Source organism: Ruegeria sp. AD91A, from assembly GCF_003443535.1.
Lineage (GTDB): Bacteria > Pseudomonadota > Alphaproteobacteria > Rhodobacterales > Rhodobacteraceae > Ruegeria.
The window spans coordinates 2,316,207-2,331,083 of sequence record NZ_CP031946.1 but is presented as its reverse complement, the minus strand read 5'-3'; the positions used below and the strand labels follow the sequence as shown (position 1 = coordinate 2,331,083).

Annotated in this window: 14 protein-coding genes and 1 tRNA gene; 12 read left to right on the top strand and 3 right to left on the bottom strand. The window is 54.5% G+C overall.

What is annotated here, in order from left to right; all coding sequences use genetic code 11:
- Positions 1-234 precede the first annotated feature (234 nt).
- The 11 genes from D1823_RS11625 to D1823_RS11575 all read left to right on the top strand — a co-directional run bounded on the left by D1823_RS11625 (position 235) and on the right by D1823_RS11575 (position 10,257).
- On the top strand, positions 235-966 hold the full coding sequence (locus D1823_RS11625) for a TVP38/TMEM64 family protein (RefSeq protein ID WP_117872864.1): 732 nt from the start codon (positions 235-237) through the stop codon (positions 964-966).
- A 3-nt stretch (positions 967-969) separates the two neighbouring features.
- Positions 970-2,388 carry an NAD(P)/FAD-dependent oxidoreductase gene (locus tag D1823_RS11620; RefSeq protein WP_117870141.1) on the top strand — a complete coding sequence of 473 codons (1,419 nt, stop codon included), beginning with the start codon at positions 970-972 and terminating at the stop codon, positions 2,386-2,388.
- 18 nt (positions 2,389-2,406) lie between these two features.
- Positions 2,407-3,789, top strand: a complete 1,383-nt coding sequence (locus D1823_RS11615; RefSeq protein WP_117870139.1) for an ATP-binding protein — start codon at positions 2,407-2,409, stop codon at positions 3,787-3,789.
- Between the two features lie 64 nt (positions 3,790-3,853).
- Positions 3,854-3,930: transfer RNA gene (locus D1823_RS11610), tRNA-Arg, on the top strand.
- A gap of 148 nt (positions 3,931-4,078) precedes the next feature.
- Positions 4,079-5,248: a site-specific integrase gene (locus D1823_RS11605; protein ID WP_117870137.1), complete on the top strand. Its 1,170-nt coding sequence runs from the start codon at positions 4,079-4,081 to the stop codon at positions 5,246-5,248.
- A gap of 22 nt (positions 5,249-5,270) precedes the next feature.
- Positions 5,271-6,251: a hypothetical protein gene (locus D1823_RS11600; RefSeq protein ID WP_117870135.1), complete on the top strand. Its 981-nt coding sequence runs from the start codon at positions 5,271-5,273 to the stop codon at positions 6,249-6,251.
- 111 nt (positions 6,252-6,362) lie between these two features.
- Positions 6,363-6,572, top strand: coding sequence for a hypothetical protein (locus D1823_RS11595; RefSeq protein WP_058272409.1), 210 nt, complete (start codon positions 6,363-6,365; stop codon positions 6,570-6,572).
- A gap of 183 nt (positions 6,573-6,755) precedes the next feature.
- Positions 6,756-7,097: a hypothetical protein gene (locus tag D1823_RS11590; RefSeq protein WP_117870133.1), complete on the top strand. Its 342-nt coding sequence runs from the start codon at positions 6,756-6,758 to the stop codon at positions 7,095-7,097.
- Positions 7,090-7,617 (top strand): helix-turn-helix domain-containing protein, encoded by a 528-nt coding sequence (locus D1823_RS11585; RefSeq protein ID WP_117870131.1) that lies wholly within the window; start codon positions 7,090-7,092, stop codon positions 7,615-7,617. The genes D1823_RS11590 and D1823_RS11585 overlap by 8 nt, the downstream gene beginning before the upstream one ends.
- Positions 7,618-7,648: 31 nt before the next feature.
- Positions 7,649-8,284 carry a hypothetical protein gene (locus D1823_RS11580; RefSeq protein WP_117870129.1) on the top strand — a complete coding sequence of 212 codons (636 nt, stop codon included), beginning with the start codon at positions 7,649-7,651 and terminating at the stop codon, positions 8,282-8,284.
- Between the two features lie 731 nt (positions 8,285-9,015).
- Positions 9,016-10,257 carry a DUF3179 domain-containing (seleno)protein gene (locus D1823_RS11575; protein ID WP_117870127.1) on the top strand — a complete coding sequence of 414 codons (1,242 nt, stop codon included), beginning with the start codon at positions 9,016-9,018 and terminating at the stop codon, positions 10,255-10,257.
- Between the two features lie 244 nt (positions 10,258-10,501).
- Here D1823_RS11575 and D1823_RS11570 read toward each other — a convergent pair whose 3' ends face one another.
- Together D1823_RS11570 and D1823_RS11565 are read right to left on the bottom strand one after the other, a co-directional pair.
- Complete coding sequence (locus D1823_RS11570; protein ID WP_256369645.1) at positions 10,502-11,293, bottom strand: prephenate dehydrogenase/arogenate dehydrogenase family protein; 792 nt, start codon at positions 11,291-11,293, stop codon at positions 10,502-10,504.
- A 298-nt stretch (positions 11,294-11,591) separates the two neighbouring features.
- Positions 11,592-12,488: a hypothetical protein gene (locus D1823_RS11565; protein WP_117870123.1), complete on the bottom strand. Its 897-nt coding sequence runs from the start codon at positions 12,486-12,488 to the stop codon at positions 11,592-11,594.
- A gap of 84 nt (positions 12,489-12,572) precedes the next feature.
- On the opposite strand from D1823_RS11565, the gene D1823_RS11560 reads away from it, so the two are divergent.
- Positions 12,573-13,277, top strand: a complete 705-nt coding sequence (locus D1823_RS11560) for an IS6 family transposase (RefSeq protein WP_117870121.1) — start codon at positions 12,573-12,575, stop codon at positions 13,275-13,277.
- Positions 13,278-13,395: 118 nt separating this feature from the next.
- Here the strand turns inward: D1823_RS11560 and D1823_RS11555 are convergent, their stop codons facing one another.
- Positions 13,396-14,448, bottom strand: a complete 1,053-nt coding sequence (locus D1823_RS11555; protein WP_117870119.1) for a helix-turn-helix transcriptional regulator — start codon at positions 14,446-14,448, stop codon at positions 13,396-13,398.
- Between the last annotated feature and the right edge of the window lie 429 nt (positions 14,449-14,877).

Below are 14,877 nucleotides of genomic sequence, written 5' to 3'. Positions count from 1 at the left end.
AGCCCGTCCTCTACTGCCAAGCGGGGGGTAAGTCAAACCCCAACGGCCAGGTTTTCGCAGCTTTTGCAACAATTCTGTAACCGGCAACGGCAAAAGGTTTCAAAATACCCGATTATCACCGAAATCCCTCACATTCGATGCCATACAGATCAAGGCCCCGTGATCCCCCTGTTGCTGGCCCTCCAAGCAGCGCATCTTGGGCACAAGATGAAGAACAAAGAACCGGAAAACCTGATGTCCGACACAAGCCATGCACCGCGCAACGGTTTCGCGCGCCACATTCCGCTGCTTGTAATCCTTAGCGTTGCCGTTGTCGGCTTTTTCACACTTGGGGATTACCTGACCTTCGAGACCTTGCGGGACAATCGCGAGGCGCTTCTGGCGTGGCGGGACGGTCACTATTGGATCATGGCTGCCGCTTTTGTTGCCATTTATATCGCCATAGTGGCCTTTTCCCTGCCGGGTGCTGCGGTGGCTTCGATGACGGGCGGCTTTCTTTTCGGTCTTTTTGCGGGAACCGTTTTCAATGTTGTGTCTGCCACCATCGGCGCGTCGGCGATCTTTCTGGCGGCGCGCTGGGGCTTGGGCGAAGCCCTGACGTCGCGGCTGGAATCTTCAGAGGGGACAGTCAAGAGGCTGAAAGACGGTCTGCGGGAAAACGAAATCTCGGTCTTGTTTCTGCTGCGTCTGGTGCCGGTCGTGCCGTTCTTTGTTGCCAATCTCGTGCCGGCTTTGGTCGGTGTAAAGTTCCGTAACTTCCTTTTGACGACCGCGCTGGGCATCATCCCCGGAGGTATCGTGTACACGTGGATCGGAGTCGGTTTGGGTGGTGTGTTCGACCGCGGGGAAATGCCTGATGTTTCATTGCTGTGGGAGCCGTTCGTGATCGGGCCGATTATCGGGTTGTGTGTATTGGCCGCCTTGCCCATCGTTTTCAAAGCACTGCGCGCGAAAAGGGGCACCTGAGCCATGAAAGACCTGAAAACCGATCTCCTGGTCATTGGCGCCGGGTCCGGAGGATTGTCCGTCGCCGCTGGTGCAAGCCAGATGGGTGCGGACGTTATTCTGCTGGAAGGGCACAAGATGGGCGGTGATTGCCTGAATTTCGGCTGTGTCCCGTCGAAGGCCCTGATTGCAAGCGGCAAGGTGGCCTATGGTCAGGCGCATTCCATTCGTTTTGGCGTCGCTGATACAATCCCGCAGGTCGACTATGCCGCCGTAAAGGACCATGTCCATGATGTGATCGCTCAGATCGAACCGATGGACAGCCAGCAGCGGTTCGAAGGCTTTGGCGTGAAGGTCATTCGCGAATACGGCGCGTTCATATCCTCAGAAAAGGTGCAGGCCGGAGATCATGTCATCTCTGCGCGTCGCATCGTCATTGCGACCGGTTCGTCGCCGCTGGTGCCGCCGATTCCGGGGTTGGACACGGTGCCCTATTATACGAACGAAACCATCTTTGACTTGAGAGAGCGGCCAGATCATCTGCTGATCATCGGGGGCGGCCCGATCGGGATGGAGATGGCGCAGGCCCATATACGCCTCGGCAGCAAGGTGACGGTTGTCGAAGGGCTCACAGCCTTGGGCAAAGACGATCCCGAGGCTGCGTCCGTGGTGCTGGATACCCTGCGCAGTGAAGGAGTGGATATCCACGAAAACGCCTTGGTCGCGCAGGTCCGCGGAACAGAAGGTGCTGTGGAAGTCGTTACCGAAAACGGTGATATTCATCGTGGCTCACACCTTTTGATCGCTGCCGGACGCAAAGCCAATATTGAGCGTCTGAACTTGGACGTGGCCGGAATTGATCGCACGAGAACCGGCCTCAGGACGGATGACGCGCTGCGCACGACCAATCGCCGCGTCTATGCGATCGGAGATGTGGCAGGTGGCCTGCAATTCACCCATGTTGCCGGGTATCATGCAGGTGTCATCATTCGTTCGGCCCTGTTCGGTCTGCCGTCCAGGGCGAAAACGGCACATATCCCGTGGGCCACCTATACAGACCCGGAGTTGGCCCAGGTCGGACTGACCGAAGCTCAGGCGCGCAAAGCGCATGGTGAAAAACTCGAAATTGCTCGCTTTGACTATCACCACAATGACCGGGCGATTGCTGAGCGCAAAACCGAAGGTTTCATCAAAGTCATAGTGGTGAAAGGCCGACCCGTCGGCGTCACAATCGTCGGGCATCAGGCAGGCGAGTTGATCAACTTGTGGTCGTTGGCTTTGGCCAATAACCTGAAGATGGGACAGATCGCTGCTATGGTTTCACCTTATCCGACGATCGGAGAGCTTAACAAACGTGTGGCGGGTGCTTATTTCTCGCCAAGGCTGTTTGAGAATCAGACAGTTAAACGAGTGGTCAGGTTCGTCCAGCGCTGGATTCCCTGACCTGAGGAGGGGCGCAAATTGAACTCGCTGTCGGGCCGATTTCTGATCCTGACGACGGTCTTCGTCATGTTGGCCGAAGTCCTGATCTTTGTCCCGTCGATCGCCCGGTTTCGCGAGGATTTTCTGCTGAACAGGCTCGAACGCGCGCAGATCGCCTCGCTGGCTTTGCTAGCGGACGATATGCTGGCGGAAGATCTTGAGGCGGAACTGCTGGCAAACGCAGGCGTCTATAATGTCGTATTGCGACGGGATGAGGTTCGGCAACTGATGTTGTCGTCGCCTATTCCGGGCCCAATCGGCGACACGTTCGATTTGCGGGATGCAAGCCCCTGGGTTCTGATCCGGGATGCGATCAGCCGCTTCTTTGAGCCCGAAAACGAAGTCATCCGGGTCATCGGAGAACCCGTCAAGGGTGCAGGCCTTCTGATCGAAGTCACCACGGACAGCATGCCCTTGCGAACGGCGATGGTTGACTACGGGTTGCGTATTCTCGGCCTGTCTTTTGTCATTTCCATCATCACGGCGTTTTTTCTGTTTCTCGCTGTGCGCGTTGTACTTGTGCGCCCCATCAAAAGCGTTGTCGGCTACATGCAGCGCTATGCCAGTGCGCCAGAGGACGCGCGTGGCATAATCACACCGAATTCGAAGGTAACGGAGCTGCGCGAGGCCGAGGAAGCACTGAAGATGCTGCAAACTGACCTGACCCAGGCGCTTAGACAGCGAGAAAGGCTGGCGCAGCTGGGGGGGGCCGTAGCCAAAGTCAGCCATGACCTGCGCAATATCTTGACGTCGGCGCAGTTGTTTACGGACCGGATCGAGGCCAGCGATGATCCGCTGGTGCGGCGGATGGCACCAAAACTGGTGAATTCCATCACCCGGGCTGTGTCCCTTTGTGAAAGCACATTGGCGTTTGGCCGCGCGGAAGAGCCCGCGCCCACTCTGACAATGGTTCCGATACACGCAATCGCGGCGGATGTCGCGGCCAGCGAACAGCTCGCCGTTGCCGATGCCTGCATCGAGATCGTGAACGAAGTGCCCGAAGTGCTTGTCGCCCGCGCGGACCCCGAACAATTGTACCGAGTCATCATGAACCTCGTGCGCAATGCAAGACAGGCCCTGGTTGCTTCCGGAAAACTTGGTCGGGTTACCATTGCCGGGTGTGAATACGACGACACGTGGTGCATCGAAATCCGCGACACGGGGCCGGGCCTTCCCCCCAAAGCACGCGAAAACCTGTTCACGCCTTTCCAGGGGGGGGTCCGAAAGGGCGGCTCTGGCCTGGGGCTGGCAATCTCTCAGGAGTTGGTGCGCGGGCACGGGGGTGATCTGGTCTTGAAAGAGACGGGCCCCGAGGGAACTGTCTTTGAAATCAGCCTTCCGCGTGGGGACATGACTTTTTGATTTTTTTTTGAAGAATCGGCTTGCACGTCTCGGGCGGCAGGTCTAAACAGCGCCTCACCAACGCGGACCGATAGCTCAGCTGGATAGAGTACTTGACTACGAATCAAGGGGTCGGGGGTTCGAATCCTCCTCGGTCCGCCACTTGGTAATTTCTCCCGATTATGATGAACCACACTAGGTTGCTAAGACCTTTGTGTTTTATGGCTGTGGCCTCACTAACGTGTTTCATTGGATTTTATCCGATTACCCCACTATACTTTCATTGAGTGGTATATTTTGTGGTATATTCATGGCTGCGCTCAGCGGGAGGCTGACAAAGAAGCTGGTAGAGAATCTCGGTCCGGGACGGCATGGCGACGGTTCTGGCCTGTATCTTGTTGTTGATCCCTCTGGTGCGCGGCGCTGGATCGTGCGTGTAACGGTCAAGGGGCAGAAAAACCGCAAGGGCGCTCCGCTGCGTACGGATTTCGGGTTAGGTGGCGCTGATGTCGTCACACTAAACCAGGCTCGAGAAAGAGCCCTCGAATATCGACGCATGGCTAAGTCCGGACTGAATCCTCGATTCAACGCCCAGCGTGAAATCCCGACCTTCGAAGAGCTCTGCCGACAGGTTCACATTGACCGCCTGCCGACTTGGAAGAATGCCAAGCACGGACAGCAATGGCTCAATACCTTGCGCGACTATGCGTTCCCCAAGATCGGTCGCATGCCGGTGGATAGCATCGATCAGCCCGAAGTGCTGATGTGCCTGTCCCCCATCTGGACAGAGAAACACGAAACCGCAAAGCGACTGTCTCAGCGGATCAAGACAGTGCTCGACGTGGCAAAATCCAAGGGTTTCCGCTCGGGCGAGAACCCGGTGACCGCTATCCGCGAAGGTAAAGTGCTGCCCACCGTCAAAGCCAAGGTCCAGCACCATGACGCAATGCCGTGGCAGGAGGTGCCAGCGTTCTATGCCGAGTTGCAGACCCGTTCAGCCATGGCAGCGAAGGCGTTGCAGTTCACCATTCTGACTGCCTGCCGAACCTCAGAAGTGCTGGAGATGAAATGGCCCGAGGTCGACGTTGATGCGCGCCTGTGGACCATCCCGGCGGAGCGCATGAAAGGTGGGCAGGTCCATCGCGTGCCCCTCACTGACGAAATGCTGGGAATTCTAGAACCGCTGCGTGCCCTAGCCTCCGACTACGTGTTCGAGGGGCAAAAGCGGCATCAGCCCTTGTCAAACATGTCCATGCTGATGCTGCTGCGCCGGATGCGGCAGGATGGCGTCACCGTGCATGGCTTCCGCAGTTCGTTTCGGGACTGGGCGGCGGAGGCGGCGAACGCGCCGCGCGAACTGGCGGAGGCGGCTTTGGCACATCAGGTTGGTTCAGATGTAGAACGCGCCTATGCGCGGTCGGATTTGTTGGAAAGGCGGCGAGAATTGATGGAAGAGTGGTGCAAGTCTGTTTCAAGCTAGCATTTTAGATGGATATGAGTTGATGACGGATAAAAAATGGACAAAGCCTAATCGGCTTACAGAGGTTACTCGTCACGAAGCATCGCCCGTCATTGTGGGGGCGGTCCCGGGCCCGTCTGTAGCCTCTCTGAAAAACACATTTAGTGATGATTTCAGCGAAACAAGGGACGGAGATACAGTATGGGAAGTTTGGATAACGACTAGGACAGGACTAGACAAAGAGGTCGTGGGATTAAGCTATTTCGCGACAGAAGAAGCAGCCGCAGAGGCTGTAGCGTCAATGCCAGTTGGGATGATCTACGGAGACCACTATGGTTTTCCCAAGAGATTGAAAGAAATAGTTGGAACTGGAGGCCTGGACCCCTCCGGAATGCTGTCATTTATGTTTGGATCTGGCGATCACGATGCGGTTCATTTTGTCTGTTACGAAGCGCTAGCCGAAGCGGGTGTCATATCAATAAAGGACTACAGTATTCTGCCAAGTGTTCTCGATTGGTTGGGCGAAGAACATGTTGCTTGGATGAGAAACACCTTCGGCGAAAATTGGTCAGCAGTTGCACAATTTGAGTTTTGTTTGAATCACTTCCCTGACTCGTCTCTAGTGAGTCTGTCAGCAAAACTATTCTTATCGCAGTTCGTGACAAACGATGACTTTACTGCGGGCTACATAACCAAGGAAATTGAGGCTATCTCAGGTGGCACTGAAGATGCTGCATTTCTAGCAACAAATACCCAAAAAAAGGCTGGCGAAGCCGGGGCACGTGCATCCCGGGATCGTAAACTCCGGAACCTCGAAATCCTGATGCAAGAAATCGAGCAACTATCTGGCGCAGTTGGTTTGATCAGTGAAGAACGAATATTCGAGCAAGCCTTGGAAAAGTCAGCCGAGAAACAAAAGGACTTCCCAAAATCGCGAAAAACTCATGCGGAATATGGAACAGCGTTGCGTTCAGACGAGCCTTTCAAATCAAGGTACGAAGCGGTGTTCAGGAAAAACGCTTAAGCGTTTTCTCACTTCTGGAAGACGCTTATGCGCTGGAAAAAGTCTGGTGACACTACGGCAAAGCTGCCCATAATTAGGAACCATCGCAACTGATCCAAAAGGATTTCAACGATGGCAAACGTCTTCAATGACGACCGGGTCTATTTCCCAGAAGACCCTGAAATGCAATTGCTGGGAAACCGGGAAAAGCTGGCTCAATGGCGCCACCGCATGTGTGGTCCGGCCTTCATCCGCATCGGTCGGCGGATCGCCTATCACGGCGCCGATCTGAACGCCTGGCTGGCGGCCCGGCGCACCGATCCCAACAATGAGGCTGCATAATGAAAAACCCCAACTCCAAGCGCGGAGATGGGGCTTTTCCAGTGACATCAACTGCCACCCTAGCAAGTCCAGTTGATGCCACAGGATGCTCCGCGCCGACAAGACAAAACGAGCGCCGGTACTACTGGTCGCCTTTGAGCCACTCTGTAGAACGAGTGAATATTCGGAAAGGACGGATCGAGCATGGTTGATACGTCCTTTTCCAAATCGACCAATGCCAGTCACGAAAGGGGGCCAGACTCTGGCCCTCTTTCCCGAGCTGATCATCGGGAAACTGCTGAGAATTACAGCGGTGAGCTCTTTCGCTATGGGATCTACCGCGTTTCTGTCTGCCGAGATGGCATCCAATGGCTGTTTCAGCGCCAGAGGCCTCATTTTCCGGCCGGGGGAGCGGCCTGGGACACGCTCGGGTACTGCGTGTCCAAATCCGGCCTGACCCGGCTCGTCCGGGCGCATATCGGCTGTGACATCCCCGAACTGGACGCATTGCCCGAGCATTTCCAACGGAGGTGTCGCGATGAGTAGGCGACGGTCTCCCAAAGGCAAACGGTCGGATGAGGGCCAGTACGTCCCTCTGCCCTACGCGATGATCAAGTCCCCGGCGTGGCGGGCATTGTCCGGACCTGCAGTGAAGCTCTGGCTGGAGCTTCACACCCGCTTCAATGGCAGCAACAACGGCAAGGTGTTTGTGTCGATGAATGAGGCGGCAGAGATTCTAGGCCTAGGTAAGGCCACTGTTCAGCGTGCTTTCGATGATCTGCAGGACAAAGGCTTCCTTGTACTGGAGCAGGAAGGCAACTGGTATCACCGTCGAGCCCATGAGTGGCGGTTGACGACCAAGGCGACCCAGGCCCGGTCCGGCAGGAAAGCGGCCACCAATGACTGGCGGTTCTGGCAGCCCGAAAAAACAAAACGCGGTTCTGAGACGGACCCGTCAGCATCTTCTGTGGTTCCGTTTGAGAACCCAAAGACCTCCCATGGTTCCAAATCAGAACCCGTCAGACCGGTTTCTCGCCGGTCCGTCGGTTCTGAAACGGAACACTAATACTAACCACTCCCTGTTACGCGAGGCGGACATGAGCAAGACACAGAATGACAAAGGCAACGATCTGCAGACAAAGAATTCCGAGCTTACCGAAGCGGAGACCAATGCGATTGTGGATTTGAAGGAACGGAAGAAATCAAGCGTTCGGGCCCCAGACATCAAGCTGGACTTCGATGAAGATACACGCAGGCTCACGGTTGGGCACAAGGAAAAAGACCCAAAGGCGGCATGTGCCTTGGCCATGCATGAGTTGGGTACAGTTGATTACCGGTTCTTCGAAGGCGTCATGGACCAGGTGGCTGTGCTCGGACAACAAGGCAGCTCAGTCTCCGAAACCGCATCCAACTTCGTGATGTCAGTTGTTGCAGGTGTCCGGCCACAGGATGAAATCGAAGCGATGCTGGCCATTCAAATGGGCGCGATTCACCAGGCAACGATGATGATGGCGCGTAGGCTTACTCACGTCGAAACCCTCCCTCAGCAAGACTCTGCAGAAAGGGCTCTGAATAAACTTGCGCGGACTTTCACAAGCCAGGTTGAAACCCTGAAACGGTATCGATCTAAGGCGGATCAAACCGTCCGGGTTGAGCGCGTTGAAGTCAATGAAGGTGGGCAGGCAATCGTTGGTAACGTCCAAAACGGGGGGCGGTCGGATGACAAAAAATGACAACAACCTCATGGACCCTACTAAACGGCTCAATGATGCGCCCAGATGCACAGCAACGGCGAAGTCCACTGGCAAGCGATGCCGGGCACCCGCCGTTCAAGGCTGGAGTGTTTGTCGCGTGCATGGGGCTAGAGGTGGGCACGCTGCTGGGCCAAGCCATCCTTCGTGGAAGCATGGGGAACGGTCGAGAGAAACCGAGGAAATGCGCAAGACGATCAATGAACTTATCCGCGCGGACAGGGAACTGCAGAAGCGTATCCATTGATTGGCTGCTGACTGGTAACAAAGCAAAGCAGCCGTTCAACCGATCCAGCCGGACGGCGGCTCCGAGCCGAAGGCAGAAGTGCTCCATCTCTGAAACTTGCAGGCGCAGCAAACTAATCGGCAAATTTATAAGCCACACCGCAGAAAGAAAAGCGGTCGTTCATTCACTGCGCAACGAGTTTTCGGATGCCTGTGTCCGAGTTGCAGACCTTGCGAACTTACAGCCCGAACGGAACATTCGCTATATAGTTCTGCTCCTTTGCTGCTTCTGCATTTCCAATTCGTTTTGATTTCGGATCAGCAATAGTGAGAAAGGCGGGCTCCAGCGCGAAATCGATCAGTCTTTCTAATACTTCTACATTTCATTTTGCTGCATGGTTGATGGTTGCACAGCAACTCAAACACCATCTAGATTTAAGCAAAACTGAGTAATTGAGGCTGCACCACATTTAGGAGAGACCGATACGATGCTAGACGTGTTGTTTTACTTATCCATGGTCATCTCGATCTTGGTTGCATTGTTGTATTTCCGCGACCTTGGCGACATTCCCCAGCTTTTCATGAAAACGAAACGCTCGAATGTCGACCGCTTCATTCGACATGAATACCGGTTTCTTTCCATTGGGCTGGGGGCTTGGGCTGTTTCTGCTCTGTCGTATCTGTTGCTGGCTGGCGGTAATGGATGGGTTTTCTGGATTGGAACGTTTCTGACCCTGGCCCTCGTCGCTTTCACCTGGATCTATGTGCACGTGGGGCTGCGTAACCAAAAGGAGACAGCACAGTACTACAGCATAGAAGAAGCTAAGGAATTCGTCAGTCCGACCACTCAAGTAATTGTACTAGAAAAAGATGGAGTGGCCCGAGCGCACCCCCAACCACAGATTATGCGGCCACACTTAGCTGGAACTGAAGACGGACTGGCCGGCGAAAACGTGGTCATGACCTTCTGTGCCATTGCCAATCTTGGTTTAGGTTACACGCCTGAGGTCGAAGGGCAGAAGATCGATTTGGAAGTGCTGGCTCAGCACGGCAACAATCTTGTCCTGCGAGACAACAACACGGGCGAGCCACTTCAGCAAATCTATGGATTTCGCGCAAAAGACCAAGATACCGCAACGAGCGGGCCGGTGTGCCCACTCCGTCCAACTTTGATGATGCGTCCTTGGCCAACCTTTCGAATGACTTTTCGCGGATTTCAGAAGGCTTATCCCGACGGCACGGTCTTTCTGAACAAACCGCCTTCCAACCCACTGCTGTATCTACTGGATTTTGCCATGGAACTGGCGTTCAACGCGACAATTCAGAAACACCACACCGAAGCCCGACCGATCATGCAAAATCTGGAACGTTCTATCGATCCAAGGCTTCCGACGAAGTCATACGTGTGGGGAGTGAACATCGGGGAAGATGCTTGTTGTTGGACCGACGATTTCGTCGTTGCAAATAGCAATCTCATAAACACAGAGGTAGGCGGTCAGGCTCTGGTTCTTGCTTGGGACCCTATCTATGAGAGTTTGAGCGTGTGGGTGAACGATACCGGAGAGCCGGTCTCCAAAATCGATTTCTTTGGAGCGACACCGCAAGGACAACTCCAACGATCGCCGGATGTAAAGCCAGGTCTCTTCTGGCATGTGTGGTCAGAGTTCTTCCCGCACACGGACATAAATCGTTCAGGAAACTCAAATTCCAGAACCGGTCAAGCAGCATGACACACGCTTCGATCGGTCCGTGTGGCAACGGTAGTTCTGGACGCAGGACGGTCTGTTTCTGTGGTTAGTTCAAACGACCGCTTACGGCAGAAGCAGACGTTCGAGCCGACGAAATCGGGGCGATGCTGAGCGATGTCTGCTTTCACCAGGACCGGACGTTCAGCAAAATCGGGTCTATGTCCGAGTTGCGGACGAAGCTGCCGTTTGGTGCCGCTTAATCAATGTCCGCTTTTGTTGTGGCGGTCTAATCAATTGCTGCCTCCAGCTCTACACTCAGACTTGCGGCCAAATCAAAAAACTGCCGTCGCACGGTCTCGGCGTAGGGATTGGCCTTCTCAATCGCTTCGAATACTTCTGGCGCATCGTGCTGAACCATGGAAATCGCCTCAGACAGCAAGTCAAAACTCTTCGTGGTCATGCGCGTTGGCAGCGGTCCCATTCTCAGAAGCACTTTGGCGATGAGGTGCGTGAGCCCTTGGACTACTGCCGCTTCTTGGTCGTGATCTTCTGGTGTGGTGATGATGACAGTCAGACCCAGTGTCTTGCGCAAAAACGCAGCAAGTCTGGCATGTTGCCTTCCCTGAATGGGGCAGACGGCAATTTTTAAACCCTTAATACCTGTTGCAGCACTCTGAGGACCAAACAAGGGGTGGGTCGCGATTATGTCTACATGGTTCGGTAGCCGCCGCCGCATGATTTCCGAGGGAACTACCTTTACTGAGCCTACATCAACAATCAGCGCGCCAGGTTTACAAGCAACTGCAATCTCGCTGACAACCCGCTCAAATGATGCCACTGGTGCCGAAATGAGGACCACATCAGACTGCGATACTGAGTGCATTGATGAAAGACGCACCCCGAGTTTCTTCGCGACCTTGGCGACGTCCGCGGACGGATCGTAGGCCGATATCTCGAAGTGCTGACCGAGATGAAAGGCGGCGAGTTGTCCGAACGCACCAAACCCCACGATACCTAGCGACTTGTTTTGACTTCTGTTGCTGTTCATTTGTCGACCTTTGAATTTGCCGCCCGGCACAAGGTCGATTGTTTGTTGACCGCTGTTAGGGGCAGCGGAAAACCAATGATGAATAACCCGCAGCTATCGAAGCTGAGGGTAATAGCTCTGCGATGCGAAGAACGATCCGATCATGACGCCAGCGATAAAGCACACAAGAGAGCAGAGTCAACGATGTTGGTGCCTAGCGGCAATTGGATAGGGCGCTGCATTTTTGAGTTTTGGATTCTATGCGGCCATTCGACCAACTCGATTTGAAGTCCGCATTGCGGATAAAGTAGACGTTGCTTTTAACCCAGACTGTCCTTCTGGTAGCCGATTACTCGGCTGCCAAAGCCTTGTGCCGGCAATAACATGACGCCCTGATTGGCACTTCGGCTCGGGCAGTGGCCTTGTCCAGTTGTAGTTTTATTTGGGGCGCTTCAACCGTTTCACCGCGCCGATTCAGGCATTCGTACAAGCCGTGCAAGCTCCAGACATTGCCTGGGTGCTGGCAGGCCCGGCTAAGCGTTGCATCCAGTCCAAGGTCGGCGCGATAAACGCTTTCCGCTTCCACCATATGGCCTTGCTCCAATAATAGAGCGCCGAGCGCATGCCGAGTGGGCTGCATCCAACCCCAGGGTTCGTCGTAGGGTAGCGTATCATCAATCTCGACCGATCTACGCAGGTGCTCGAAAGCGCTCTCGTGCTCTCCCTTGTGATACGCTAGCTCACCTAGCATCATTTGCTCGGCAACCTTCAAGATGTCGCGGCACGCGTTGTTGAACAGCATTCTGGTTTCAGGCACCTGATCCAAAGCTTCATAGAATTTTACCTTTTCACTCTCGGCGTCAGTGATCTTTTGCTGGTTCGCCAAGGCAACGGTTCGCGCGTACCGCATCATGGCGGTAGTGACGCAGAAAAGCTCTTCATCCACTGGCAGATCCTGATCGAGTATCTCTTGCCAGCGTCCGAACCGGATCAGAACATGTTGCTTCATAGGGATGAAACCTTCGAACCAGTCGGCCATAGGGCGAAGGGTCTCCCCGGGTAATGTCGCAATCAATTCTTCCGCCGCTTCTATCGCTGCACTCGGTTGGCCAAGGAACATCGCTCCGTAGATCTTGAAGTGGTAATTGTGGCAGCGATAAACGGAGTAGAAGTTGTTGGGGCCCTCGCGCTCCAGAAACTTCCTGTCGGCAACGATGGCCGCTTGATTGCGAAGCACCACGTTCATGTAGTCACCGCACAAAACGTCGACGTGGGCATTGTCAGAGCAAAATCGCTTGAGACGGGCAGGGCGGTTTCGTAGCCTCACCGGATGACCAAACCTGATCCATTTCGCTACTTCAAAACGAGCCGTGAGATTATCCGCCTGGCGGTGATGATGTACGTCCGGTTCCCGCTTTCACTTCGAAATGTGGAAGATTTGCTCCACGAACGGGGCATCGATGTCAGTCATGAGGCTGTGAGATTTTGGTGGCACCGGTTCGGCCCGATGTTTGCGTCCGAGATCCGAAAGCGACGGATCGAGGGTATGAAATCCAGCCAATGGCGGTGGCATCTGGACGAGATGTTCGTCAAGATCAACGGTGAGCAGCATTACCTCTGGCGGGCCGTCGATCATGAAGGCGAAGTTCTGGAAAGCTTCGTCACGAAGACGCGCGACAAGAAGGCGGCATTGAAATTCTTAAAGAAAGCAATGCGTAAGCATGGTCGGCCCGAGGTGATCGTCACGGATCTGCTGCGCTCATATGGTGCTACGCTGAAAGAGATCGGCGCCGCAGACAGGCAGGAAACAGGCCGCTGGCTGAACAACCGAGCAGAAAATTCACACCTGCCATTTCGACGACGAGAGAGGGCGATGCTCCGCTTCCGGCGCATGCGAAGTTTGCAGAAATTCGCATCCGTTCACGCATCCGTCTACAATCATTTTAATCAGGAACGCAGCCTCTCAAGTCGAACGAATTTCAAACTCAACCGTGCCGCCGCTCTTGCCGAGTGGCGCGAACTTGGCGCGCAATAAAGGACAGCGTCGCTGGCCTAACAGAGACTGGTTCGAATTCGTCTGACCGCACCTTCGGCCGTTCTCGTAGGAGCACCGAGTTTTTCAACACAATCCGGATGAAGGCGACATTCGGCATTCATCGTCCACTGCGTGCGTTCAGCGTCGCGACTGGGCTTTCACCAAAGACTTTTTTGTATTCTTTGCTGAAACGTCCATGATGTGCGATCCCGCACAGGTTGCAGATTGCAGATACGGTCGCTGGGCCATCCGGATTGAGCAACTGGTCTCTTGCCCGAAGAAGTCGCGACTGGTTCAAAATCAATTTAGGACTGGCTCCCCTTACGCGGCGGAAAGCATTCTGAAGGGTGCGCTCGGACACACCTACGTGGCTTGCGATTTCGGTGATACTGGAAATATATTGAAGTTGCTCAGCAATGAATTTCTCAGCCTGTCGAACGTGGCCTAGGCCAGGCATGTTTTCGTTCTCGAACGCCTTTGCCGTTTTGAAGCCAGAAATAGAATCTACACAACGTTCGATCTGGTTTGTGAGTATTGTCGTCCATGATGCGGCCTCATCTGTTATCATCTCCGCTTCTCTGATCTGGGTCAATTGCGTGGCGAGGGCGAGGATCAATCGTGCCAACTGTACGTGCTCTTCCAAGTATACGTCACCGGCCATCAGGCCGCCCAGTCTTTCCAAGCTTTTGAGACGGTTGCCGAGAAGTCGAGCGGGCAAGGACAGCACGAAGGCCTCGCAGTCAGCTCCGTTCGCTGAAAACGCGCGGGTTTCGCGAGATCCACGGCCCATCATTACCCATGGCTCGCCCCGATGCTCGAAACTCAAGAACTCATTCCGTATCAACAGACCGCCGGAGACAAGCACCAACAGAGTGGGCCGCTGCGTTTCTGTTACGCTGACATTGTGTCCCGTAGTTCGGATATAGGCGAGGCTCATTGAGCCCGCATCGGCGATTGCAACCGCAGCCTTACCAGTCTTTTGATCGTGCAGTTCGAGTTTAGCACTAGACGTGAACTGACGGCGAAATAGCTTTTTCCCTTGGCTAGAGTAGTAGGAACTCATTCGATACGCGCCACGCCCCTGAAATGGAAAATCGACCCCGTTCCACGAGTCCTCGTTGACAGCGAGCCGTTTTAGAACGTTTGGGGCGTTGAGCTTAAGATCCAACATTTTTTGCTTTCATCGGAAATTGGATAGTGGGTTCGCCTAATGGATGAGCAGTCTTCGCTAATGATTGAAGCTTAGCAAGCGGGAATCGGAGCGACCAAGGAGAAACTAGCCGGAGTCGTAATTACGAGATCGACGTTTCATTGTGCCAGTGGACAAGAATACGCGGGTCTTGGCGACAAGGCCGTACTCGCGCTGACCGACGGCGGAGCGGAGAACCTTAGCGGCGGAGTCTTCGCGTTTGCCATAAAGAACTTCGAGCCGATCTTTGGCCTGCTGGCTTTGCTCGGCTGGTATCGTTGGAGCCGCCGTGCTGAAGCTTGAGAAACGTAAATCGCATTCCAAAAAGAGTTATCGACTGTCACTTTCGTGTTCTTTCGGCACTTCTCCATTGCAGCACAGGGGAGATCTAGGAGAGTGAGGTCAAACGCG

What these genes read in the sequence shown, in the direction of transcription:
- D1823_RS11625 (WP_117872864.1), top strand. Translation starts at nt 235, where the DNA reads ATGTCCGACACAAGCCATGCACCGCGCAACGGTTTCGCGCGCCACATT.
- D1823_RS11620 (WP_117870141.1), top strand. Translation starts at nt 970, where the DNA reads ATGAAAGACCTGAAAACCGATCTCCTGGTCATTGGCGCCGGGTCCGGA.
- D1823_RS11605 (WP_117870137.1), top strand. Translation starts at nt 4,079, where the DNA reads ATGGCTGCGCTCAGCGGGAGGCTGACAAAGAAGCTGGTAGAGAATCTC.
- D1823_RS11600 (WP_117870135.1), top strand. Translation starts at nt 5,271, where the DNA reads ATGACGGATAAAAAATGGACAAAGCCTAATCGGCTTACAGAGGTTACT.
- D1823_RS11595 (WP_058272409.1), top strand. Translation starts at nt 6,363, where the DNA reads ATGGCAAACGTCTTCAATGACGACCGGGTCTATTTCCCAGAAGACCCT.
- D1823_RS11590 (WP_117870133.1), top strand. Translation starts at nt 6,756, where the DNA reads ATGGTTGATACGTCCTTTTCCAAATCGACCAATGCCAGTCACGAAAGG.
- D1823_RS11585 (WP_117870131.1), top strand. Translation starts at nt 7,090, where the DNA reads ATGAGTAGGCGACGGTCTCCCAAAGGCAAACGGTCGGATGAGGGCCAG.
- D1823_RS11580 (WP_117870129.1), top strand. Translation starts at nt 7,649, where the DNA reads ATGAGCAAGACACAGAATGACAAAGGCAACGATCTGCAGACAAAGAAT.
- D1823_RS11575 (WP_117870127.1), top strand. Translation starts at nt 9,016, where the DNA reads ATGCTAGACGTGTTGTTTTACTTATCCATGGTCATCTCGATCTTGGTT.
- D1823_RS11565 (WP_117870123.1), bottom strand. Translation starts at nt 12,488, where the DNA reads ATGAACGTGGTGCTTCGCAATCAAGCGGCCATCGTTGCCGACAGGAAG.
- D1823_RS11560 (WP_117870121.1), top strand. Translation starts at nt 12,573, where the DNA reads ATGACCAAACCTGATCCATTTCGCTACTTCAAAACGAGCCGTGAGATT.
- D1823_RS11555 (WP_117870119.1), bottom strand. Translation starts at nt 14,448, where the DNA reads ATGTTGGATCTTAAGCTCAACGCCCCAAACGTTCTAAAACGGCTCGCT.